Source organism: Paraburkholderia phenazinium (assembly GCF_900141745.1).
In the GTDB taxonomy this organism is placed as follows: domain Bacteria; phylum Pseudomonadota; class Gammaproteobacteria; order Burkholderiales; family Burkholderiaceae; genus Paraburkholderia; species Paraburkholderia phenazinium_B.
In genome coordinates this window covers 1656376-1681098 of the sequence record NZ_FSRM01000002.1, presented here as the reverse complement: position 1 = coordinate 1681098, position 24723 = coordinate 1656376, and the positions used below count along the sequence as shown (strand labels likewise).

General features: G+C 56.4%; 18 protein-coding genes and 2 pseudogenes. 2 read left to right on the top strand and 18 right to left on the bottom strand.

From position 1 onward, the window contains the following. Positions 1–121 precede the first annotated feature (121 nt). The 7 genes and pseudogenes from BUS06_RS27430 to BUS06_RS27400 form a co-directional block, all read right to left on the bottom strand. Complete coding sequence (locus BUS06_RS27430; protein ID WP_074267526.1) at positions 122–1321, bottom strand: aminotransferase-like domain-containing protein; 1200 nt, start codon at positions 1319–1321, stop codon at positions 122–124. Positions 1322–1656: 335 nt separating this feature from the next. Then, positions 1657–2826, bottom strand: a complete 1170-nt coding sequence (locus tag BUS06_RS27425; protein WP_074267525.1) for a branched-chain amino acid ABC transporter substrate-binding protein — start codon at positions 2824–2826, stop codon at positions 1657–1659. A 462-nt stretch (positions 2827–3288) separates the two neighbouring features. Next, positions 3289–3420 carry a cupin domain-containing protein gene (locus tag BUS06_RS27420; RefSeq protein ID WP_253190147.1) on the bottom strand — a complete coding sequence of 44 codons (132 nt, stop codon included), beginning with the start codon at positions 3418–3420 and terminating at the stop codon, positions 3289–3291. Positions 3421–3670: 250 nt separating this feature from the next. After that, a complete protein-coding gene (locus BUS06_RS27415; RefSeq protein ID WP_074267524.1) occupies positions 3671–4027 on the bottom strand; it encodes an AraC family ligand binding domain-containing protein in 357 nt (118 codons plus the stop codon). A 206-nt stretch (positions 4028–4233) separates the two neighbouring features. Beyond that, positions 4234–5921 (bottom strand): annotated as a pseudogene (locus BUS06_RS27410) (thiamine pyrophosphate-binding protein). An 82-nt stretch (positions 5922–6003) separates the two neighbouring features. Next, positions 6004–6774 carry an SDR family NAD(P)-dependent oxidoreductase gene (locus BUS06_RS27405; RefSeq protein WP_074267523.1) on the bottom strand — a complete coding sequence of 257 codons (771 nt, stop codon included), beginning with the start codon at positions 6772–6774 and terminating at the stop codon, positions 6004–6006. A gap of 449 nt (positions 6775–7223) precedes the next feature. Further along, positions 7224–8089 (bottom strand): annotated as a pseudogene (locus tag BUS06_RS27400) (NmrA family NAD(P)-binding protein). A 446-nt stretch (positions 8090–8535) separates the two neighbouring features. Between BUS06_RS27400 and BUS06_RS27395 the strand changes: the two are divergent. Together BUS06_RS27395 and BUS06_RS27385 are read left to right on the top strand one after the other, a co-directional pair. Continuing rightward, complete coding sequence (locus BUS06_RS27395) at positions 8536–9375, top strand: IclR family transcriptional regulator (protein WP_167379437.1); 840 nt, start codon at positions 8536–8538, stop codon at positions 9373–9375. Between the two features lie 1005 nt (positions 9376–10380). Then, positions 10381–11541 (top strand): porin, encoded by a 1161-nt coding sequence (locus BUS06_RS27385; RefSeq protein ID WP_083611622.1) that lies wholly within the window; start codon positions 10381–10383, stop codon positions 11539–11541. A gap of 457 nt (positions 11542–11998) precedes the next feature. Here BUS06_RS27385 and BUS06_RS37565 read toward each other — a convergent pair whose 3' ends face one another. The 11 genes from BUS06_RS37565 to BUS06_RS27335 form a co-directional block, all read right to left on the bottom strand. Continuing rightward, a complete protein-coding gene (locus BUS06_RS37565) occupies positions 11999–12199 on the bottom strand; it encodes a hypothetical protein (RefSeq protein WP_143787663.1) in 201 nt (66 codons plus the stop codon). Between the two features lie 13 nt (positions 12200–12212). Further along, entirely contained in the window at positions 12213–13667 is a 1455-nt protein-coding gene (locus BUS06_RS27380; protein WP_074267520.1) for an NAD(P)(+) transhydrogenase (Re/Si-specific) subunit beta, read from the bottom strand. Then, positions 13664–13993, bottom strand: coding sequence for an NAD(P) transhydrogenase subunit alpha part 2 (locus BUS06_RS27375; RefSeq protein ID WP_074262435.1), 330 nt, complete (start codon positions 13991–13993; stop codon positions 13664–13666). The genes BUS06_RS27380 and BUS06_RS27375 overlap by 4 nt, the downstream gene beginning before the upstream one ends. Before the next feature lie 12 nt (positions 13994–14005). Beyond that, positions 14006–15148: a Re/Si-specific NAD(P)(+) transhydrogenase subunit alpha gene (locus BUS06_RS27370; RefSeq protein ID WP_074267519.1), complete on the bottom strand. Its 1143-nt coding sequence runs from the start codon at positions 15146–15148 to the stop codon at positions 14006–14008. A 301-nt stretch (positions 15149–15449) separates the two neighbouring features. Beyond that, on the bottom strand, positions 15450–15770 hold the full coding sequence (locus BUS06_RS27365; protein WP_074267518.1) for a pyrimidine/purine nucleoside phosphorylase: 321 nt from the start codon (positions 15768–15770) through the stop codon (positions 15450–15452). An 87-nt stretch (positions 15771–15857) separates the two neighbouring features. After that, complete coding sequence (locus tag BUS06_RS27360; protein ID WP_074267517.1) at positions 15858–16565, bottom strand: SDR family oxidoreductase; 708 nt, start codon at positions 16563–16565, stop codon at positions 15858–15860. Positions 16566–16760: 195 nt separating this feature from the next. Beyond that, positions 16761–17699, bottom strand: a complete 939-nt coding sequence (locus BUS06_RS27355) for an electron transfer flavoprotein subunit alpha/FixB family protein (RefSeq protein WP_074267516.1) — start codon at positions 17697–17699, stop codon at positions 16761–16763. A 13-nt stretch (positions 17700–17712) separates the two neighbouring features. Continuing rightward, entirely contained in the window at positions 17713–18462 is a 750-nt protein-coding gene (locus tag BUS06_RS27350) for an electron transfer flavoprotein subunit beta/FixA family protein (protein ID WP_074267515.1), read from the bottom strand. Positions 18463–18587: 125 nt separating this feature from the next. After that, positions 18588–19760 carry an NAD(P)/FAD-dependent oxidoreductase gene (locus tag BUS06_RS27345; RefSeq protein ID WP_074267514.1) on the bottom strand — a complete coding sequence of 391 codons (1173 nt, stop codon included), beginning with the start codon at positions 19758–19760 and terminating at the stop codon, positions 18588–18590. A gap of 115 nt (positions 19761–19875) precedes the next feature. Further along, positions 19876–21504 carry a hydantoinase B/oxoprolinase family protein gene (locus BUS06_RS27340; protein ID WP_074267513.1) on the bottom strand — a complete coding sequence of 543 codons (1629 nt, stop codon included), beginning with the start codon at positions 21502–21504 and terminating at the stop codon, positions 19876–19878. Next, entirely contained in the window at positions 21501–23585 is a 2085-nt protein-coding gene (locus BUS06_RS27335) for a hydantoinase/oxoprolinase family protein (protein ID WP_254368979.1), read from the bottom strand. The genes BUS06_RS27340 and BUS06_RS27335 overlap by 4 nt, the downstream gene beginning before the upstream one ends. Positions 23586–24723 lie beyond the last annotated feature (1138 nt).

The window sequence follows — 24723 nt, the reverse complement described above, 5'->3', positions numbered from 1 at the left end:
ACCGCCATGTCTGTACGGCGCTTTGAGCAGAGCTGCTATCCCTGCCTCACTAACGTCTGCCAGCAGGCTCATTTGTTCCTCGCACTCGGCCAGACCTACGACTACGAGGCTTGCGTGCGTGTTAAAGCGAACCTTCGAAAGCGCGCCTGAGCCGCCGCACCCCCTCCCTGATCAGTACTTCGCCCGGAGCGGCATACGACAAACGCAGTGACGAAATGTCGGGCTGGTCAGCAAAAAACACCCTTCCTGGAACGTAAACAACGTCATTTGCAATCGCCTTAGAAAGAAGCGCCGAGGTATCACTTCCGGATCGCAAGCGTGCCCACAGAAACATTCCGCCCATTGGGCGATCAAAGACGATGCCGTCACTAAATTCCTGCTTTAGTAAGTCACACAGCACATCACACTTCTTCCCGTACTCGTCAGCAATTTTTTTCAGATGAGGTCTGAGGGCCCCACTTTTTAGATACTCGGCTGCAACGGCCTGCATCCAGGTGGAGCTGCATAGATCGGCGGTCTGCTTCGCAATGACACATCTGCGCACGATATCAGCCGGTCCGATTGTCCATCCCACCCGCAAGCCTGGCGCCGATATCTTAGACAGACTCCCCAGATGGACCACCCAGTCTCGAGCACCTTCGACGCGACCTGAGAGACTGAGCAAGGAAGGGATAGGCTCACCATCAAAACGCAACCCGTGATACGGATCATCTTCCACGATTACGAACTGATGCTTAACAGCCAGTTCAAGCAGTTCGATCCTTCTCTCCAGGCTCAGCGTAAGTCCGCTTGGATTCGAAAACGAAGGCACGACGTAGAGCAATTTCGGCTTTGCCTTTAGAGTATCCGATTCGAGGAGTAGTTTTAGCGCAACCGTATCCAGTCCGTCGCTGTCCACAGCGACTCCGGTGACCGAGGCCTGTTGCAGCCTTAGTGCTTGCAACGTGGCGGGATAGGTACGCTCTTCGACAAAAACCACATCACCAGACGACACAAATGCTCGCAACAGGAGATCGAACCCTTGTTGAGACCCCGTGGTGACTATAACCTCCGAATCGTCGCGTCTAATATCATCTTCTTCCACAAACCGGAGAATTTGTTCCTTTAACGCGGGCATTCCTTCGGTCGCACCATACTGCAGGCACGCCACTGGATTTTCGAACGCTATTTCACTCGCGCGTTTAAATCCGTGGACGTCGAACAGATCACTCGCTGGAACTCCGCCTGCAAACGAAATCATTCCCGGTTGGTTCAGATATCTTGAAAGCTCGCGGATGGGGGAACCCGTTGGTTGTTTAAAAACTGGCGCAAAATCGTACATTTTTTTCCTCGAAGCCATGCATCGCGATCACTGAAGAATGAGATCAAGTTCTTCTCAACGGTTGGCTTGTTGTTCAACACACGTGGCTATCCAGGCGAAGTCAGGTCCAGTGTTTCAAAACGCCCATTCAAAACCAACTTCGCTTATGGCGCGGCCAGGTCTGCAATCTGAGACCACAGCAATACGCGTAACGAGACCTACACAAGCAATGGCCGCTGCCCTATCTCAATCACGCGTCCACTACTTGATAGACCGACAGGTTTTCACTGACCTGCTACAGCTCATAAGAAACTGTCCCTTCCAGCCGCCGGATCATGGCCCCATACTGTTAAATTTCATACACCTTTGTTGGTTGATGTCACAACGACCCATTGACCTTGCTTCACTTGGTAAAGTGTTGAAATTGCTGTTTTGATATCGCCATTGGCAAGGAAGGCAATAGGACCGGTGATCCCAGTGAACTGGATTTTCTTGATTGCTGCGTTGATATCGGCCGGCTCCGTCGAATTGGCTGCTTCTATGGCGTGAATCAGCACGCTGGCTGCGTCATAGCTAAACGGGCCATAGGGGAGCAGGTCAATATCATAGGTTTTTCGGTATTTCGCAACAAACTCTTTGCCGTTCGGCAGCGATTGCAGCGGTAAACCGTAGTCCCAAACAAATGCGCCTTCCGCAGCATCGCCAGCGATCTTGATAAAGTTTGCATCTGCGACGCCGCCGCCCGCAACGAACGTCGCCTTCATTCCAAGCTGACGCATGCGCTTTACGACCATGGCAGAAGGCGTGTCACCACTTCCTGCGAAAAATAGCAGATCTGCACCTGTACTCTTGATTCTCGTCAACTGGGCGCTGAAATCCACTGCCTTATCGTTTGTGTATTCGCGGCTGACAATCGTTGCGCCGCTAGCCCGCGCCGCCTTTTCAAACTCGTCAGCTTCCCCAGCCCCGAAGGCAGTGCGGTCGTCCAAGATTGCAATCCGCTTCGCGTTGCCCGCTGTCGCGGCCCATCTACCAGCCGTGCCGGCATTTTGTGCATCGGTCGGCATAACCCGATACACCGTCGACAACCCCCCTTGGGTAATGCTCGGGTTAGTCGCAGCTGGCGAGATCATTGGAATACCAGCCTTTGAGTAGATTCGTGAAGCGGGAAGTGTAGTGTCAGAGGTGAAGTGCCCGATCACAGCAACAACTTTCTCGTCGACCAATTGTTGAGCGACCTGAACAGCAATACGAGGATCGCCCTGATCATCAGCGGAGACCAGTTGCAGCTTGATGGGCTTCCCGTTGATCGACAGCTTCTTCGCGTTGGCTTCGTCGATAGCGAGCCGCGCGGAGTTTTCACAGTCTTTGCCGTAGCCAGCATAGGGGCCTGTCATAGGCGCCACTAACCCGATCTGAACAACCGTCTCTTGCGCGTTCGCGTAGGCGGACAAAAAGAGAGAATGAGCAAGAAGTGCGGAGCTGGCTGCAAGACACCGCATACGAAATTTTAGCGACTTGAACATTTTTGCGAGTCCTCGGTGATCCTGAATATGGGAAGTCCGTTTGAGTCTCAGATTGAGCAAACGGGGCTACGGACCCGCTCAAGGTCCCATATGCGACCCTAGGTTTCATATCGGACGCACAGCCTAATTATAGACCCCGATCTTTTTTAGAAAGAACAAAAATCTGCGTACTTAGCGCAAACCCTAGTGCTGCACCTCGCACTGGCCCGGACGTCTCTGCCGTCGACTTAGCATCACGCGTGGCGTTCTCTACGAACCATGGGGCGCACCGAAAGCTTCGACGCAGCGTTTCGGGAGGTATTCCATACGGAATCCTGATTGCGTCCTCTTCCGCAATTCCGTCACGGCTCAGCCGTTCCCGTGGAACTCCACCGTCGCGGCAGAACCATGACCGTACTGTCAGACCTTTCGATCATCGTAGCTGCATACATAATCGACAGTCTCAAACACCGTCCCATCTATCTAGCTCTCGCGTTGAACACTAAACGAACCCCCGGCGCGATACTCGCTCCAATCATTTCTACCGACCGCCCTAACCATGCAATGACCAGCCAATACCTCAATTACATCGTCAACAGTCGCCGGAAGCGTCATTAATCCGGGCAAAAGAACGCCGAGTGTCTTCCTCATTCCATCCGCAAAAAGATAGTGTGAGACATACATTTTTCACCATATTTATTTGCTATTTTTTGATGATTAATACTCCTACGTACTGCATATCATTTTATATTTTCCCCACCTCTCCAGAGCCTCGCCTCACGCCAAAAAATAAGCGACTGCAATCTCACTCGCGACATCACCAGCGACGATGATATTTTGAAATCTGAAAGCGGTGGACAGATGCTTAGGTCAGGTTGCTCCGCTCGCGCCAGTCCACCGGCGCAAGCGCGTAGAAAATGGTCGCGCCGCGGCCTTCGTAACGAACTGACGTACCTGCGGGAATCCAAAGCACATCGCCCGGTCTTGTCTCATAGGCATGCTCACCGACGCGCAGCGTAAAAGCCCCGTCAAGCGTAAAAATCAATTCGTCGTAGTGGACCGTCCATTCGACAGAGACATTGTCGAAACGCGCGAGACCCGCACCCATGGTTTTGCTTAGTTCAGGACCGACCAGGCGTGCGATCGACGCGGATCCGCTACCTTGTTCGCCGAACGGTTCGAAGGACACAGTGTCACGTTGAAAATGAATGACTTCGGACATGGACATCTCCATCGTTGAGCGGCTGTACACAGTCGCCGAGGGTTTGCAAAAGGACGATTTTTCATCTTCCAGTGGAAGCAAAACAGCCGTGCCGTAATTGCGAAACGCGAACGGCCTTCATACCTGGGGCTGTTGACGGATAGTGCTCCTGTCATTTCATCCCCTTTGTTGTCGATTCGATGTCTTCTCGCTCTGCGACCTTGCTTTTATTTTGAAGCACCAAGTGCAGCTTCGCGAAATGAGCTAAGAGTTGCGAAAGGAGTAATTGCTTCGGGATCAATCAGACAGTGCAGGATCGCGGGCTTTCCGGAGGCGTATGCCCGATCCCACGCGCCTTCAAATTCTTCGGTGGTTTCGATGCGTTCGCCATAACCTCCGAAAGCCTGCGCGTATGCGGCGAAGTCCGGGTTACGTAATGTGGTGGCGACAACCCGGCCAGGATAGTTTTTCTCCTGATGCATCCGAATCGTGCCGTACATGCTGTTATCCACCACGATAAAAATGATGGGAAGTTCATATTGCACCGCGGTCGCAAATTCTTGCCCGTGCATCAGAAAGCAACCGTCGCCAGCGAATGAAACGACGGTTCTGTTACTGTGAACACGTTTCGCAGCGACCGCTGCGGGTACGCCATAGCCCATGGAGCCGCATGTAGGAGCGAGCTGCGTTCCGAACTCGCTGAACCGGTAAAAGCGATGCACCCAGATCGAGTAGTTTCCCGCGCCGTTGCAAATAACCGCATCAGCGGGAAGTCTTTTTTGGAGAAACTCGATGATCCGCGCCATTTGGAGTTCACCCGGAGACTGGATCCTGCTGAGGTCACTCCATCCTTCGTAATTCGTACGCGCAAGCTGCGTGGAAGACGCCCATAACGGCTGCTCAGGGGTGGCCAGCCTTGCAACCGCGGCGGCGAAGGACCTCGGCGATGCGTTGATGGAGAGTGTCGGCTGATAAACGCGCCCCAGTTCGTTAGTGTCCGGATGCACGTGAATGACATTTTGCGCAGGGGTCGGAATTCGTAAAAGCGTATAACCCTGACTCGCTGCTTCGGACAGTCGGGTGCCGATCAGCAATACGAGATCTGCCTCTTCTATCCGGGCCACCAGCTTTGGATTCGCTCCGAAGCTAAGATCGCCGATGAAATTGGGATGTGTTGCCGGAAAGAGCATCTGCCGACGATACGAAACCGCTACAGGGAGGCCATATCGTTCGCTAAATCGGACAAAGTTGGACACAGCCTCGGCGTCCCAACCGCTGCCTCCGAGAATCGCGACGGGGCGCTCGGCCGCCCGCAAATGTGCATCGAGCGTGGCAACGTTCGCTTCGCCGATCAACGTCTCGACCGGCGTGAACGGTTGAGGATCTAATGCGATGGCTGTCTCTGCAAGCATATCTTCGGGCAGCGCGATCACTACAGGTCCGGGCCGACCAGAAGTCGCTACATGGAATGCACGAAGCACAATCTCGGGGATCCGGGAAGGATCGTCGATTTCTGTAGCCCATTTCGCAAGGTGTCCAAACGTCGCCCGATAATCAACCTCCTGAAAAGCGTCGCGGCCGCGGGTTTTGCGTTCGACCTGGCCGACGAAAAGGATCATCGGGGTGGAGTCCTGCTGCGCGATATGAACGCCGGCCGCGGCGTTAGTGGCTCCTGGCCACGTGTAACGAAACAGATTCCGGGTCGTCCCGAAAGTTTTCCATGTGCCTCCGCCATCATGGCGGCACCTCCCTCCTGCCGACAAACCGTAACCTCTATGGGCGCGTCATGCAGTGCATCAAGAGCGGCAAGATAGCTTTCGCCGGGAACGCAAAAAAGGTGTTTGACACCGTGAAGTACCAGCTGATCAATGAGGATTTGCCCGCCAGTTCGCGGCGTTGAAAGAGAACATTGCATGAAATGCCGTCCGATACAGTTTGTGTGAGACGCTAGGGATCGTGTTCTGCTTCAGGGTGTTTGAGATCGGGAGTGCGCTGCTTCAGCAGGTATAGTTGAGGCCCATTCGGCCACCGTCTGCAAAGATGACTTGCCCTGTAATGTACGAAGACTCATTGCTCGCAAGAAATAGAGCAATAGATGCAATTTCCTCTGGCTTGCCAAGGCGGCCCATCGGTGTGCGAGACATGATTTTTGCCGCGGCGTCCGGGGACGACAGCACCGTGTTTCGCACCAGCTCAGTTTCAATCGTGCCAGGGCCAATCGCATTCACGCGGATGCCGTGAGACGCGAGCGTAACCGCCATATTTCTGGTCAACTGGTTAATTCCGCCCTTCGAAACGTTATAAGCAAGTAACGAAGGAATCGTCATCACGGAATTGACTGATGACATATTGATGATGACACCAGGGCTTTCTCTTGAAAGCAGGTGGCGCGCCACTTCCTGACTCGCGATGAACGCCGATTTGAGATTGATGTTCAGGGTGCGGTCGAATACCTCTTCGGTGATTTCGAGCAGATCCTGCGGTGTTGCTACCCCTGCGCTGTTGAGCAAGATGTCAACTACGCCCATGGTATCTATCGACGACTGCACCAAGGCCCGCACCTGCTTCGCATCACCCGCATCGGAGGGGAAAAACGTCGCCTTGAAACCTTGTCGCTGCAATTCGTTTGCGAGAGCCTCACCAGAATTCTCGTTGATATCTGAAAAGCAGACTTCAGCGCCTGCCAAAGCAAATCGCTCTACGCACGCTCGCGCGATGCCATTCGCACCTGCAACTACGAGTGCCTTCTTGCCTTCGAGCTGTTTCATTTGCGTACTCCCCGATTCGTGAGAAGTGCTGGCACCCTACGCGCGGACGCTACTTAAGATGCAAGCCCACCAATACTAAAGTGACCGCAGCCTACGTTCCGCTACGCCGCCCTGCATTGGTCCGATATGGGACATTACGTCCGTATGAAGACCATTCTATTGTTCCAACTCTTTGATGTCAACGAAACCTGGCTGTGGGGATTGGCCAGCCCACGGTAGTCGTGCGAGGTGGGCGTCCAGGTTTCGTTGGGTTATTCAAGTCACCTAATACCGTGAGATGAACGGCAGGTATTTCAGGAGGTGTTAATGAGGGAAGCAGACCCAAGGCGGAACTCGTGTTGAGCGGGTTGGAGTGCAGTGCAACCTCGTTCACGTTCGTTTGCAACACTTATCGAGAAGTGGCTTTGACGGGGAATGTGTCGCGACCCTTGCCGCTCAGCTGGTTTCAGTCACGCCGGACGTGGCACAAGCGCGCCGAGAACCGCATCCAGTTCAATCTGACCGCGGATGATTTCATCGGGGTGATTTTCGAAATCAATCCAGTCTTCGTTGAGTCCATCGAACATGCGTATCCGTGACAGCGGATGCTTCATGCCTTGCGAGCGGAACAGCGCGTCCCAGGTGTCCCGGCCGATGGCTTCGGCGCGTACCGGGCGGTGAAGCACGCGGGCAAAGGCCAAGGCGAGGTCGTTAGGGCTCACTCGGCGTGGACCTTCGAGTTCGACGATACGCACGCCGCTCCATGTTTGCTGGAGCAGTTCAGCCGCAACGCGGCCTACATCTCTGATGGAGACCATCGGCAAGGGCTTGTCCAGCGGCTGCAGGTAACTGGCGATGACGCCATCGTCACGAGCAGACGCGACATCCCGCGCGGCGTTTTCCATGAACCAGCACGGTCGCAGGAATGCTACCGGCACAGGCATGGTGCGCAACGCCTGCTCCATCATCGTGTGTTGTGTGAGCAGATTGCTCTCACTAGCTTGCGCACCGATCGTTGACAGACAAACCACTTTTTCGGGCCGCGCCTTCAGAATCGAGGCGGATACGGCGTCGCTAACTGCGCGCGCCTCGGGGAACCCCGGTGTGGGGTCGAATTCCGAAGGGGCAGGATGAAAACGCCAACCGCGCCATCGAACGCGGCGGCGAGCGCGGTAGCGTCGTCCATGCGGGCAGTGGCAAGCTCGCAACCGCGCTCCGTCCACGAAGCGGCTCGTGCGATGTCACGCACGATCCCTCGCACGGGGAGACCTGCCGCTATAAGTTCGAGGGCCAGCGCGCTACCGACCTTACCGGTGATTCCCGTGATTGCATACACTGCTCATCCTCCTCGCGTGGATAATCATGATGGAGCCGCACTGAAGTACAAGCCGTCCGGTGTTCCTTCGCGCCGACGTGGCTCCCCGAAGTGAACCGTGCAAAGATCTGGAGGGCTGGAAGCGTAGTGTCCGAGGTGAAATACCTGGTTCGTTTTTGTTGACAAGGTCCGATATGTGACCTATAGTCTGAATTGGGACAATTCTATTGCTGCATTCTTTTGATGTCAACGCGAGGAAGGATTGCATTGGTCATTTAGCGGATAGAGATGTGCTATATGGAAACCGAAACATTCGGATCTCGTCATAAGACTCAACCAGTCTTGAGGCATCCAGAAGCTTTAGAGGGGCACGGGAAGCGGCGCGGGGCGTTGAACGACAAGACGTCTTCGCTTCCTTGAGGAAACGCGACTTTAGCGGTATGCCTCCCGATCGGTTTCAGAGTGCAATGCCAGTATCCACACCAAGTCAAAATTCATTTATCAGCATGAGTAAAGCAACTGGAAGTACCTCGGTGAAGGAGCGTCGCCCGTCACCGCGAGCTGCCGCGCGGATAGTCCACGTCCTGCGACTCTTGGCCGATTTGCGCGAAGGTGCAAATTTAAGTAAGTTATGCGAACTTACTTCCACCCCCAAGACAAGCCTTCTGACGCTGTTGCGGGCTCTTACCGAAAGCGGCTACGTAAAAAACGTCCAGGGAACGTACACTTTAGGTTTGGAAGCGTTCAAGCTTGCATCAGCGGTTGTCGCTCACCGCCGCTTTCCCGAGGTTGCTCAATCGACAATTGAAGCGCTTGCCGCTGCTTCAGGTGAGACTGTGCTGATCGCTCATTTCACGCAAGACCGGCAACACATTGTTTATATCGCCAAGGCCGATAGCCCTAAGGAAGTGCGATTTATGGTGTCGGTTGGGGATAGAAGACCACTTTATTCGTCCTCTGCGGGGCGATTGCTCCTGGCAAATATGGCTCGGGTTGAGCAGGACGCTTACGTAAAGACTGTCCGGATCGACCCCGCCTCGAAATTGGTTACAAGCAAGTCCATGCTAAAGGACTTACTCGCTAAGGTTATTGAGTCCGGACTCGATACAGCAGACCTCGGCTCCGCCAACGATGTATATGGGATCGCTGCGCCGATCCTTGAGTCAAGTGGTGAGGTTTTGGCGGCGCTGGTCGTCGGTGGTCCAAACGCTCGAATGCTTGCCGACATACAGAACATCACCAATCTGTTAGTCCAGTCCGCGAACGAAATTTCCGAGCTTCTTGGCCGTCGCGGCCTTGACGCTTAAGTCGCCCCTTGCGCCGGAAAGCTTCGAGGCATTTAAGTAAACCTGCAATCCAGATTGAGTCAGATGGGTCCAGTGTCCCTTTAGAGTCGACTTTTTAAGAAATTCGAGCCACGTCGCCCGCGGGCGAATTTTGCTTGGATGCGAGACCTCTCGGCCCGACCAAGGGCACCCGACTCCGTTTTAGCGCATTGGTGACCATCTGCCTCCTTTACGCCCCCGCCAGAAAGCCGATCAATCTCCAGGCGTGATAGCACATTAGTCAGCGACAACATCACGTCGGGCCGATCACTTACTAAGTAGTCCGCTATATCAGCGTCAACAACGTCCCGTTTTCCCTCCGTACAGCCGTTCCTCCACCTTGATTGACGCCCGCTGAGCAGCCCGGCCCAAATTTAAAGCGCACTGCGCAGGTAGAAGATGCTCTTCGAAGATCGGTTCGAGCACTGCCATCTCTACCTTCACGCTCATACCAATCGCCCTAACCCCGGTCGACCCGGCAATCCAGTCAGTGCGCATTGCGCGCGAGATGGGTGCCGAGATTGTGCTCATCACCACATATGGCCCCACGCGAAGCTGCATATAAGAGACACCGGCATCAGGGTTTGCGATCAGTTCGACGAAATTATTTGTTTTCACAAAAAACCGATGGCTATAATCAAGTCAAGGTCTCCTATGGAACGCGTGTTCTGATATCGGACCATGAAATCGAGGCTCCAGGAACAGGCCACCTTGCTAAATGCTCAAGTCACGGTTCCCGTTCATGGATTGACGTGCGAAGGATTTGCAAAATGTCCGGAGTTTCCCGCATTGCAAGCCGCTCCTCACAATTGGTTACCCGGTGAGGTCTATTGATATGCAGAATCGACGACATGGACAGGAGGCACCGGGCTTGACGAACAGATGCCGACAAGGGGCATTGAAGTCACTGTCCAGTCAGAGTTTTGATTAGTTATACAAATTAAATCGTCGTTTGAGTGAAAACCAACCATGGAATAGGAGACCGCTGTGAGTAATTCTTCAGTCAACTTAAAGATCTCTGCAATTGCGCTCTCGTGCGCATTCTTCACACTCAGTGCGCAGGCACAGTCCACAGTAACTCTCTATGGCGCACTCGACGAAGGTCTCGACTACGTAACCAACAGCGGAGGGCATTCTCTTTGGCGCATGCGAGACGGCACATACGATGGCGTGTACGGCAGCCGATGGGGACTGAAGGGGAGCGAAGACCTCGGCGGAGGGCTCAGCGCCATTTTCAAGCTGGAGGCAGGTTTCAGCGTCGAAAATGGCCAGATGCGACAGGGGGGACTGGAATTCGGACGGCAGGCTTACGTCGGATTGTCAGACGACAAATACGGCACGCTTACGTTCGGGCGCCAGTACGATCCCGTTGTCGATTTCCTCCAGCCTATGACAGCAGGTGGCCAATTTGGCGGCCCGTTCGTCCATTCGGGCGATATCGACAATACGGACAACTCGTTCCGTGTAGACAACGCAATCAAATATGCTAGCCCGAAGATCGCTGGCGTAACGTTTGGCGGGATGTATTCGTTCTCAAACACCAATGCCGTCGGGCGGAGCACGACCGGACTCTGGGGCCTTGGAGCGAGCTACTCTTTCGGTCAATTTAATTTTGGCGGCGCTTACGAATACATCAAGGATCCAGGCGCCCTCCTCACGGACGGTGACTACGTGCCGAATACAACGGGGGCGGGGATCGGTGCGACCGGCCCCTTCAGCTACGTCGGACAGCCGGCCAGTCAACAAATCGTGGGCGCTGGGGTGTCCTATCTGATCGGTAACACAACGCTCGGCCTGGATTTCAGCGATACGAATTTTAAAGATGCGAACGGCACGACGAGCTCAGTGCGCTTCGACAATTACGAAGCGTTTGTACGCTACGCGATCAGCCCGGCGTTTTCTGTTGGTGGCGCCTATACGTACACCCACGGCAAGGTCAACTACAGCGGACAGGTTCCAATCTATCAATCAGTCGGGCTTGCGACGTCTTACGCACTTTCGAAAAGCACATCTCTCTACGCGATGGCCGTATGGCAGAAGGCAGTTGGCGGCGCCGGCGTGGCTGATATCCTCGACGGTGCAGTTGGCGATGCATCAACTAACAACCACCAATCGGTGGTCCGAATCGGCATTTATCACCTGTTCTAACAGACAAATTTCTCAACTTGAACCCAGCACCGACGTCGCGGATCTGCTTTAGCCCGAGCAGAAGCGACGCCGGCGTTTCGACGCGAGTCCCTTTAAAGCAGGGTCGCGATGGAGAACCAACCGTTGTCTGTAACGCGGTTCACAGCTGTGTTTAAACAGGTAGATTGGGCACACCGGTGGGCGAGCTGATCCATCAAACCCTGCACGTTTGACTAACTTTATTATGGATACCAAAACATGTGCCGTCCGAGCGGTACTGCGTGATGAGGACCATCACGAGACCGTACAGCAACTGACAGATCATCTCGGTCCCGACAATCTCATCGCGACTCAATGGCCGGTAGGCCACCCGGTCGATCGGGATCGCGAGCGATAACGCTGAAGCACGCCGTCGAAATCGCTAACAGGACTCGAAATCAGCAGCGGTAAAACCGCAAAACAGATGCGAAGATAGTGGTCATTCAGTTAGCAGATACGGGTGATGCCAGTCCATCCAGTCATACCATCCCGTTGTATTGACCCATGCCCACGTCGAACAATATTCCTTGGTAGCCGGCATAGCTACATCCCCTTCTCCGCTCAGTTGCTCATCTGCCCCTAACCCCGCTCGGCTTTCACCAAGATTCTTTACCGGCATTGTCATTGACTTCTCATTCATAGCCGGACTCCTTTTAAGCAGCACTCTTCACCATATCCTCGATCACCTTCTTCGCATCGCCGAAGACCATCATGGTCTTGTCCATGTAGAAGAGATCGTTGTCGAGCCCCGCGTAGCCGGCCGCCATCGAACGCTTGTTGACGATCACCGTGCGCGCCTTGTACGCCTCGATGATCGGCATGCCTGCAATCGGCGACTTCGGATCGTTCTTGGCCGCCGGATTTACCACGTCGTTCGCGCCGAGCACCAGCACCACGTCCACCTGGCCGAACTCGCTGTTGATGTCATCCATCTCGTAGACCATGTCGTAGGAGACTTCGGCTTCAGCGAGCAGCACGTTCATGTGTCCCGGCATGCGGCCTGCCACCGGGTGGATCGCGTACCGCACATCAATGCCCTTTTCGGTCAGCTTGTCCGTGAGTTCTTTCAGCGCATGCTGTGCGCGGGCCACGGCCAGACCATACCCCGGCACGATCACCACGGTTTCAGCGTTGCCCAGCATGAATGACGCATCCTCGGCCGAACCCGATTTGACCGGCCGCTGTTCCTGGGCCCCGCCCGCAGCCGCCGCGCCCGCCTCCGCGCCGAAACCGCCCAGCAGCACATTGAAGAATGAGCGGTTCATCGCGTGACACATGATGTACGACAGGATCGCACCGGACGACCCCACCAGCGAGCCTGCGATGATCAGCATCGGGTTATTCAGCGAGAACCCGATACCCGCCGCCGCCCAGCCCGAATACGAGTTGAGCATCGACACGACCACCGGCATATCCGCGCCGCCGATCGGGATGATGATCAGCACGCCCAGCGCGAACGCGATCAGCGTCATGATGATGAACGGCAGCCACGCTTGCGTCAGAAAGAAGATCACGCCGAAGCCGATCATGCCGATCGCCAGCATCAGGTTGATCAGATGCTGACCCGGATACACCACCGGCGCGCCCTGAAACAGGCGGAACTTGTACTTGCCCGAGAGCTTGCCGAACGCTATCACCGAACCGGAGAACGTAATCGCCCCGACGAAGGTGCCGATAAAGAGCTCAATCCGGTTGCCGTACGGCAGAAACCCCGGGATCGGATTGTCCGGATCGACGAGGCCGAACGCCGACGGCTCCGAGACGACCGCATAGGCAATGCACACGGCCGCGAGACCGATCAGCGAGTGCATGGCGGCGACCAGTTCGGGCATCTTGGTCATCTCGACGCGCGCGGCGACGAACGCTCCGATCGCGCCGCCTACCACCAGCGCCGCGAACAGCAGTCCGAGGCCCAGCCCGAGATTCGAGCCGAGTCCGGCCGCCTGCTTGAGGATCAACGCGATGGTGGTGAGGATCGCGATCGCCATCCCGGCCATACCGAACGTATTGCCGATGCGCGCGGTCTTCGGATTCGAGAGCCCTTTGAGCGCCTGAATGAAGCAGACCGAAGCAACCAGATAAAGCAGCGTGACGACGTTCAGACTCATTGCGCCTTCTCCTTTGCCGCTGCGGGAAGCTTCTTCGGCTCTTTCTTCTTGAACATCTCCAGCATTCGCCTGGTGACGAGGAAGCCGCCGAACACGTTGACTGCTGCCAGCCCGACCGCCAGGGTCCCGAAGAACTTGCCTGTGCCGCCCACCGTCAGGCCGGCCGCAAGCATCGCGCCCACAATGACGATCGCGGAAATCGCGTTGGTCACGGCCATCAGCGGCGTATGCAGTGCCGGGGTGACGTTCCAGACCACGTGGTAGCCCACGTAGATCGCCAGGATGAAGATGATCAGGTTGATGACCGTATGGTTGATGACTTCCATCGCGGGCTCCAGTTATGCCTTGCGCGTGACTTCGCCGTCACGGGCCAGCAGCGTGGCCGCGACGATGTCGTCCGCGAGATCGATGTTGAGTGCGCCTTCCTTGTTGATGATCAGCTTCAGGAAGTCGAGCAGGTTGCGTGCGTAGAGCGAGGAGGCGTCGGCGGCCACCATCGAGGCCAGGTTCGTGAAGCCGACGATCTGCACGCCGTTTCTGGTCACGATCTTGTCCGCTACGGTGAGCGGACAGTTGCCGCCGCGCTGGCCTTCGTACTCGGGGCCACGGCCAGCCGCCAGATCGATCAGCACGGAACCGGGTTTCATGGCCTGCACGGTTTCGACCGAGATCAGCGTCGGTGCAGGACGGCCGGGGATCAGCGCGGTCGTGATGACGATATCGGCCTGTTTGGCGCGTTCGTGGACGAGAGCGCCCTGGCGTTGGAGCCAGCTCGGCGGCATGGGCCGAGCATAACCGCCCACACCCTGTGCGGCCTCGCGCTCCTCGTCGGTCTCATACGGCACGTCGAGAAACTTGGCGCCGAGCGATTCGATCTGCTCTTTCACCGCCGGACGCACGTCCGAAGCTTCGATCACGGCGCCCAGGCGCTTGGCGGTCGCGATCGCCTGCAGACCCGCCACGCCGGCGCCGAGAATCAGCACACGCGCCGCTTTCACCGTGCCTGCGGCGGTCATCAGCATCGGCATGAAACGGGGGTAGAGATCGGCGGCGAGCAGCACGGCCTTGTAGCCGGCAATGTTGGCTTGCGACGACAGCACGTCGAGACTCTGCGCACGGGTCGTGCGCGGCGCGGCTTCCAGCGCAAAGGCCGTTACACCAGCCGTTGCGAGCTTCGCCGCGTTGTCGGCATTGAAAGGATCGAGCATGCCCACCAGCACCGCGCCGCGTTTCAGATGCGGCAGCTCGGTCTCAGTCGGCGATTGGACCTTGAGGACGAGATCGGCGCCAAAGGCGGTGGCTGCATCGACGATCTCCGCGCCTACCGCGCTGAAAGCCTCGTCAGGAAAGCTGGCGCCAGTTCCGGCGCCGCTCTGGATCGTGACCCGGTGGCCCTGCGATACGTATTTCTTGACCGTCTCGGGGGTGGCGGCAACGCGTGATTCGTGCGCTCGCGTCTCGGCTGGCACTCCTATGTGCATACATTCCTCTACTCATTGCCTTAAATCGGCGTGCCTGGTCATCGGGCACGTTCCACGTCAACGGCCGTTGCCCGCCTACTGGATAGGCCGACGTCCAATTGCACATTAGGGTTTGGGGAAACGTATCTAGGCGGTATGGTGGAACGAAGCCGTAAGACAGCGACCTCGAACCGTCAGCTCTACAGACCCTATCATTGACGTTGAGTCGTAACGTCCATCCTTTCTGGTGTCAACACAACGGATCGCCGATGATCAGCGCAGAAGCAGCGACCGCGGTCCACCTTCAAGCAGAGAGCAACCGTCAATCACGGAAGCTGCAGATATATTCGACCGTTTCAAATACATTTACCTCGATCGAGCTGTTGCGCGGGACTTCAAAGAAATCACCCGCACGATATTCGGTCCACTCAGCGCGATTCTTTTGTCGAACCGAACAATGACCAGCCAGGATCTCGAGTTCCTCATCCACTACTGAAGGAATCGTCAGTTTTCCACGAAGGAATACACCGAGCGTCTTTCTCGTCCCATCTGCAAAGATGACCGTGTGCGAAACGCATTTTTCGCCGAAGACATTCGCCCGCTTTACTACTGATACTCCTTCGTATTGCTTATCGTCTGGCATTCTGAAATATCCTTATATAACCGGTTTTTACACAGAAGGCTGGCAGGGCGCGCCAACCTTTTTCTGAATGTCACGCTGCACGAAATCTTACAGGGCTCGAACCAGCGCTCCATCGACACGGATATTTTGTCCGGTGATGTACCCCGCGCCTTCTGACAGCAGAAAGGCAACTGTCTTGGCGATTTCCTCGACGGTGCCGAGTCGCCCTGCCGGCAGGCCAGCAACAAATTCTTTCGGGGCGTCCTCCCAACTGTCAACGTAGCCGGGCAGTACAGAGTTGATACGAATATTCTTCGCCGCGTAACGCTCCGCGTACAGGTGCGTGAACGCACTCAACCCTGCTCGCAGCGTCGAAGAAACTGGCATGATCTGGAGCGGTGAATCAGCGGCAAAGCTGGAAATATTAACGACCGCGCCGCCTCCTTGTGATTCGAACACCGGTGTAACGCGCCGCAGCATACGGATGACGTTCAACAAGATGATGTCAAGACCGCTGCGCCACTGGTCATCGGTAAGAGTCAGCAGGTCGCCTTTCGGAGGGTGACCAGTATTGTTAACAACCGCATCGATTCGTCCGTATTTGTTAAGCGTTTCCCGAACCAGCCGATCAATGTCAGCGTCCTCTGTAACCGAGCCAGATAGACCGAAACCGCCCAGTTCTTCAGCGAGTTTCGCCGCGCTGCCCGACGGTGACATGAGGGCCACCCGATAACCGCTGGATGCGAGCTCCTGCGCAATCGCCCCCCCCATGCCTTTACCCGCAGCTGTGACGATAGCAACTTTTTCGGCACTCATACCACCTCCTTGTAGATAGTTTGGGAATTCACGCACGATGCGCCCGTGGAAGATCGACGTGTCTCCTTAAGACATGGTTCGGCTTTCAGTGAGGCTGGTAAGGTCAAAATCTTCGTGCAAATTCACAGTCCAAGCTCAACTTGATCATTTGAGATTTCGCGCTTTGCTGCACACACTCGAATCGCTGTGGGCCGTTTACAAATTCAGCTGATTGACGAGCTCGGGGACGTGGTCGAACAAGTCTCCCACCAGACCGTAGTCGGCGACGCTGAAAATCGGCGCTTCCGGGTCCTTGTTGATCGCCACGATGACCTTCGAGTCCTTCATGCCGGCCAGATGCTGGATCGCACCCGAGATGCCCACCGCGACGTACAGTTGCGGCGCGACGATCTTGCCCGTCTGGCCCACCTGATAGTCGTTCGGCACAAAGCCCGCGTCCACTGCGGCACGCGAGGCACCTAGTGCCGCGTTCAGCTTGTCCGCCAGCGGCTCGAGCACCTTCGTATAGTTCTCGCCACTGCCCAGACCCCGGCCACCGGAAACGATGATCGACGCCGACGTCAGCTCTGGACGGTCCAGCTTCGTGACTTCACGGCTCACGAACTGCGACAGGCCGCTGTCGGCTGCGGCTTCGATCTTCTCGACCGTTGCGCTGCCGCCTTCTGCTGCTACCGGGTCGAAGCCGGTGGAGCGCACCGTGATGACCTTGACCGGATCGCTCGACTGCACCGTTGCGATCGCATTGCCTGCGTAGATCGGGCGCTCGAACGTGTCGGCGGAATCCACGGCGGTGATATCGCTGATCTGTGCGACATCGAGCTTCGCGGCGATACGCGGGGCAATGTTCTTGCCGTAGGCGGTAGCCGGCGCGAGGATATGCGAGTAGTCCTTCGCAATGTTCAGCACCGTCGCTTCGACGTTTTCCGCGAGGCCTGCTTCGAGTTGCGGCGCATCGGCCAGCAACACCTTGGCGACACCTGCGACCTTGGCTGCAGCGTCGGCCGCGCCCTGCGCGTTGTGACCTGCCACCAGCACGTGCACATCGCCGCCAATCTTGGCTGCCGCTGCCACCGTGTTCAGCGTCGCAGCCTTCAGCGACGCGTTGTCGTGTTCCGCAATTACCAGAATCGTCATTTCGTCCGTCTCCTCACAGCACCTTGGCTTCGGTCTTGAGCTTCTCGACCAGCGTCTTCACATCGGCGACCTTCACGCCAGCGGAGCGCTTCGGCGGCTCGACAACCTTCAGCGTCTTCAGGCGCGGGGTCACGTCAACACCGAGGTCTTCCGGCTTGAGCGTCTCCAGCGGCTTCTTCTTCGCCTTCATGATGTTCGGCAGCGTGACGTAACGCGGCTCGTTCAGGCGCAGATCCGTGGTGACCACAGCCGGCAGCGTCAGCGCCAGCGTTTCCGCACCGCCGTCCACTTCGCGCGATACGGTTGCCTTGCCATCCGCCACGACAACCTTCGATGCAAATGTCGCCTGCGGCAACCCCGCCAAGGCAGCCAGCATCTGACCAGTCTGGTTCGAATCGTCGTCGATGGCCTGCTTGCCGAGAATGATCAGCGATGGCTGTTCCTTGTCGACCAGCGCCTTGAGCAGCTTGGCGACAGCCAGCGGCTGCAGTTCTTCCGACGACTCGATCAGGATCGCGCGGTCCGCGCCGATCGCGAGCGCCGTGCGCAACGTTTCCTGCGCCTGCGTCACGCCCGCCGACACAGCGATCACTTCGGTCGCCACGCCCGCTTCCCGCAGACGCACCGCCTCTTCCACGGCGATCTCGTCGAACGGATTCATCGACATCTTTACATTCGCAATGTCGACGCCCGTGCCATCCGATTTCACCCGGACTTTCACGTTGTAATCGACCACTCTCTTCACCGGCACCAATACTTTCATGTATGTCCTCTCATCGCCGCACACGACTGAATCGCAGCGTCGCTCTCCGCAAGTACGCGTCCAGACACGCGCTGACGGCGTTTCGCGCCGTCAGCGCGTGTCTTCCCCTTATATCCGGATGCTTGTCACACGACGTTTTTCTCGACAATCGGTTGGTTTTCCAACACCCTGGACCAACCGAGAGAAGAAACATCCAACGTTGTATAGCGACCATTTCTGATCAGCTCGCTCACAGCACGTCCCGTTGCAGGTCCATGTTGCAAACCATGACCACTGAAACCATTTGCAAAAACGCAATTCTCGACATCGGGGTGGTATCCGATGATGGCGTTTTGATCAAATACGTTGTACTCGTAATAGCCAGACCAGCAACTCTCGACTCTGAGCGCCTCAAACTGGGGAACCCGTTCTGCGAGTTTGGGCCACACGATCTCGTCGAAAAGTGCGTGATCTACTTCGTGCAGGGGCAAATCATCATGGTCATTCTCTGGCTTGGGTGCGATACCGCAAAGGTAACCGTTGCCTTCGGGTCGAAACCAGACGCCAGTAGGGTCAATCAGGAGAGGAGCGCGTTCTAGGACAGCAGGGGATGAAACGTTGAAAATGCTCCGACGGCGCGCGTGCACAGGGAGATCAATATCGAGCATCGCTGCGATGTTTCTAGCCCACGGCCCGGCTGCATTAACCAACGTGTCACATTCAAACTCCTCGCCGGAGGACGTCGCGACTCCGGTGGCCCGGCGAGCTTGCCTACGCACAGCGACAACTTCCAATGGAAAGTAGCGGGCACCTAGCGCCTGGGCCTTTTTCCTTAGTGCTTGAAGCACACCGTAGCTATCGAACCAGCCTTCACCTGAGACCCCGTACGAACCCGCTTCCAGATCGTCCACGTTCAGCCACGGAAACCGCTCAACCAGGCCCTTGCAATCCAGAAACGCAATGTTGGCTCCAAGACTATTCTGCATTGCGCAGTTCTCTCGCAGGACATCGGCCCCCTGCCGACCCGCAAGAAACAGATATCCGCCTTCATGCAGACTGGCCGTCGGTTTCGATCCGTTCACATCAAGAAGTTCTGGCATGGACCGAAGAAATTCGAGCCCGAAGCCCGACATCTGAACAGCCACCGCAGTCGAAAACTGCTGGCGAATCCCGGATCCAGAAAGCGCAGAAGACGAGCGAGCATAGCTCGGATCGCGCTCCAGGACCGTGACGGAGAGGCCGGGTTCATTCGCCAATAGAAAATAGGCCACTGCACTGCCAATCACTCCGCCGCCAATGATTACGACTTTCTGAGCCACTTTCGCTTCCTCCTATTGCTAACTAAGTGGTGATTCCGGATTACGTGGGCGATTGCGATCAGCCGTCCCCTATTGCGCAAGAGACAGCGAGTCGCCGACTCGTCTACCAAGGCCACTACCGGATCACGAGATCGTTTTCAACGTCGAGCCGTTCTGCGGTTTTGTCCCGCAACTTCGGGTTTCCAATGCCCCCGCCACCCGGCGTGCGTAATTGAATAACCTCGCCGGGCTGGATGACCTGCGTTCCCTTTCCTGCCATCACCCTGTCAGAGTCACGCATGCCAAGGTATCCGCTTGCACCGTCCTGACCTTCGTTACGGCCACGAGGAGGATGTTCTATCCGGTCAAAAGCAGCCAGAAGTTCTATAGGGCTGGAAGAAATATTCTCGATTTCGATATCGAGGCCGTTACCGCCGCGCCATTGACCTGCCCCCCCGGAACCGGGTCGCAGCTCTTTCTTCCAGAACATCAACGGCGTCGTGGTTTCCACAATCTCGATCGGCGTGCCTTTAACGCCGCTTGGGTACGCAGTCGCACTTAGCCCGTCTTTACCCGGACGCGCGCCGACGCCACCGTTTGTCACAATGCTACTGGCGAAAGCGCCGTTGCTACCGCCGTCGCGTCCACGGAAAGTCATAAGGTAAATGCACGATGTTCCTTCAGCGGGAACGCGGTCGGGAATCGCCTGGTGCAAACAGCCGAACACGACATCAGGAAGCATCTGGCCAACAATGTGCCGTGACGCTACGGGTGAAGGTTTCAGCGCATTAACAATAGAACCTTCTGGCGCAACTACGTCAAACAAGGATAGTGAGCCCGCGTTGTTAGGTATATGCGGCGCAACCGCGCAAGACAGTCCAAAAATTGCATAAGCTTTGGTATAGGACATCGGGCAGTTGATGCCCTTTCCCGATGCTGGCGAGGAGCCGGCAAAGTCAACAGCAATTCCCGATTCCGTGATCGTCGTCCTCGCAGTCAACGTAACAGGCTCGCTGTACCCGTCGATCGTCATGGAGCTTGTCCATGACCCCTTCGGCAGCTCCTTGACTGCGGCCAGCACCGCGGCACGCGAGCTTTCGAGAATATGTCGGCCGAGTTCGTCAAGGCTGTCCAGGTTGAACTCCCGCATCATGTCCGAAAGCCGCCGCGCACCGATTGCATTGCAATTCACAAGGGAATAGATATCTCCCTCCGTGTCGACCGGTGTACGTGTGTTGGCTTTGAAAATAGCCATCAACGTCTCGTTGAGCACACCCGCGTCAAAAAGCTTCATGAATGGCACTGCAAGCCCTTCCATGAAGACATCTGTCCCGTCTGGAACCGTCCCGATTCCCCCAATGTCCATCAGATGGCTTGTCGACGCGAACAATGCGACTAAGGTGCCGTCGTGGAAGGCTGGCGTCACCACCACGAGATCATTCAGGTGGCCCGTTCCCTTCCATGGATCGTTCGTACAATATACGTCCCCTGCCTTCATGCTATCTGCGGGGAACGCCTTGAGGAAGTGGCCAACCGATTCGGCCATTGAGTTGACGTGGCCAGGGGTACCCGTCACAGCCTGCGCCAGCATGCGTCCTTGAAGATCAAATACGCCTGCCGAGAGGTCTCCTGACTCGCGCACAATCGTACTGAACGCAGTTCGCAGCAGCGTCTGCGCCTGCTCTTCGACGACCGCCAGCAGTCTGTTCCACATGATCTGACGGCGGATCTCGTACAGTCCACCTTGCCTGACTTCCGATTTCATCTTGACTCTCCCTGGGAGACGCTCTTCTCGAGCACAATGCAGAGTCGATCGTTGACGGACGCGCTAAAGGTCGCTGGCACGAACGTCGTCGTCTCATATTCAGCGATAATGGCCGGCCCAGTAAGCGTGTTGCCGACTTCCATCTGTTCTCGCGCATAGACCGGAACGGTGATCGATTTGTCCGAGTCCGGGTCGAACAGGGTTCGTTCACCGACCGGTGTTGCCTCTGTCGCCGTCACCGGTCCCCTTCGCGTGATATCGGGCTTTTCCGCTATCGTGCTAACCGAAAACGTCCAAGTCAGTATTTCGACAATTGCGTGTGGAATTGCACGCGAGAACAATGCGATATATTCCTTTTCGAAAGCATCTCTAAGCGACTCCGCATCGCCTGCCGTCAACTCGCGCGCCGGCACACGCACCACGATCTCGTGTCCTTGGCCCTTGTAGCGCATGAATGCTTCGCATACTTCCACAAGTTCGCTGTCGCCCGCACCGGCGCGCACAACTGCACTGGCCTCCTGACGCATCTGGTCGATGAGTCGATTGGCCTGACCCGCATCGAATGTCGACAACGTCATGTAGCGGCTTCGTACGACCTCGAAAGCAATCGGCGCCCGGAGAAACCCGACCGCAGATCCCACACCGGCGTTTGCCGGGATGATCACCCTTCTCATTCCCAGCTTCTCGGCAAGACGAGCCGCGTGCAGGGGTGCCGCACCGCCGAAGGCAATCATCGTATGTGTCGCGATGTCTTTGCCGCGTTCCACAGAGTGCACTCGTGCAGCATTGGCCATGTTTTCATCGACCATTTCAAGGACACCGTAGGCCGAGTGGTGCACGGAAAGGTCGAGCTTCTGCCCGATCGCTCGTGTCAGGGCGGCTGCCGAGCGGTCCGGATAGAGCTTCATCTTGCCGCCAGCAAAACGATCGGGATCGATTCGACCGATGCAAAGATTCGAATCCGTGACCGTTGGCTCTTCTCCACCGCGACCATAACAGGCGGGCCCCGGCTCGGAGCCTGCGCTCTCGGGCCCGACCGCAATGCGCTTCAATGTGTCGACATGGGCAATGGACCCCCCCCCTGCACCGATCTCTATCATTTCGATCACGGGAATGCGCAACGGCAGTCCACTACCACGCAGGAATCGCGCTGCGCGGTCGACTTCGAAGGTGCGGGACGATTGAGGTTTCTGATCTTCGATGAGACAGATCTTCGCCGTGGTACCACCCATGTCGAACGAGACGACCTTGTGCTCGTCACATTGGGCCGCAACGTACGACGCAAGGATGGCACCGCCCGCCGGACCGCTCTCCACCAGGCGGATCGGGAAACGTGCGGCAGTCTCAAGGGTCGTCAGGCCACCACCCGACGTCATCAGGTACACCGGGCAATCGAAACCACGTGTTACGAGCTCCTTTCCGAGCCGCTGCAGATACCCCGCCATCAGCGGCTGCACATAGGCGTTTGCAACTGCTGTCGAGGTCCGTTCGTATTCGCGCACTTCGGGACAAACTTCGTACGAGAGAGTGACGGCAATGTCGGGACACTGTTCTGCAAGGATTTCCCGAACGCGCTGTTCGTGCTGCGGGTTGGCATACGAATGCAGCAACGCAACCGCGACGCTCTTGATCCCCATACGCCTGAGCTCGGGAGCCAATGCGTGAACCGACTTGTCGTCAAGTGGCAATACGACGTCGCCGCGCGCGTTGACACGCTCAATCACTGTGAATCGACGCGACCGCGGAATCAGCGCCGCGGGTTTGTCGATGAAAATGTCGTATTGATCAAAGCGTCCTTCGTCGGCGATGTCCAGGGTGTCCCTGAAACCTTCCGTGCCGATAACAGCGGTCAATGCACCCTTGCGCTCGATAATCGCATTGGTCGCGAGTGTCGTTCCGTGAATGAAAAGATCGACGTCAGACGGGGAGATTTCATGCTCCGCGAGCAAGGAAAGTGTGCCGTCGATCACTGCTCGCTCCGGCTCGCCAGGCGTCGTCAGCACCTTGCTTGTGAGTCGCTCGCCATCACGCTCCACTACGATGTCTGTAAAAGTACCGCCTATATCAGATGACAATCTCACGCGAGATTTTCTGTCTTTCGTGCTCATGTAATGCCCTTAATAGGTTGGCTGACTCTCAAAAGCTCGCGATTGAAGCGCATGTACTCACGTCAATACTGGCTTCGAGAACCACCACGCGAATGCATGTCGTACAGTCACCGCTACCGGATAGCTCATGGCGCCGAGCGCATCGCCACGCGTCCGGTCTCAGGCGGGAACACACACCATGCGCCGTCGTCGTGCCTGAAAAAAAAGAGTCCAACCGAGCCTGCAGGTCGGAGTATTTCGACACGCACATAGCACCTCTGATTCGAGCGCGTGCGACTGAATCGGGTCACCCGAACCGGTGTCGAAAGAGTCGGCACAAGCCATTTCTCGACCTGCAAACGCAATGATCTCGCTGCTACATTCACCTTCGTCTCCTTCAACTGCCAATTTTCAACTCGGGGCAGGAAACTTACGTATCGGAGTGCGCTGATAACGCGACGCCAACGACCAAAAGTCGCCTGCGGAATTGCGAGAACTCGGACATTTTGCGAATCCCTCGAATAGCCTGATGGTCAATGGAAAGCGCGGGCTCAAGCTCAAGCTCGGAACGATGCGGCCTACCTCGTGAGTACCGACGATGATGTTCCGTATTCGGACCATAAGTTTCATATCGGACCACAATTCAATTATAGGCGGGGAATTTTTCTGAAAACAACTAAATTCTGTAAAGGTCAGCGCAAACCCTAACGTTGTGACGATATGGCCTCGCGGTAGATACAGCGTCAGGGGGATACCCCTAGAATACGACTCGAGCGCACATAGATGCGCCGCTCGTGACAGCGTTGTGGCTGGCACGCTACCCCGGCGGGCCGATTCGACTGACAAAACAAGGCACCAATGCCCGGAGATCCGGACAGTCCTGGTCTGGCTTTTGTTAGGGGCCGCGGTGGGGTTGTCGGACTGGCGCCAGAGTCCCGTCTAAAACGACTTTCGGCAACCTATATGCGCGTGGCATTTATAGAGGAGTGCGAAGTAATAATTCAAGATGCCGATAAATTTCATGATATGAAATCCCCAATCCTGAACGCATCCAAACCGCTCCCACCGAAAGACATCGCCGTCGGGTGTCAACCACACCAATCGCCGCCTAGGGCAAAGGCACTGCATCGCT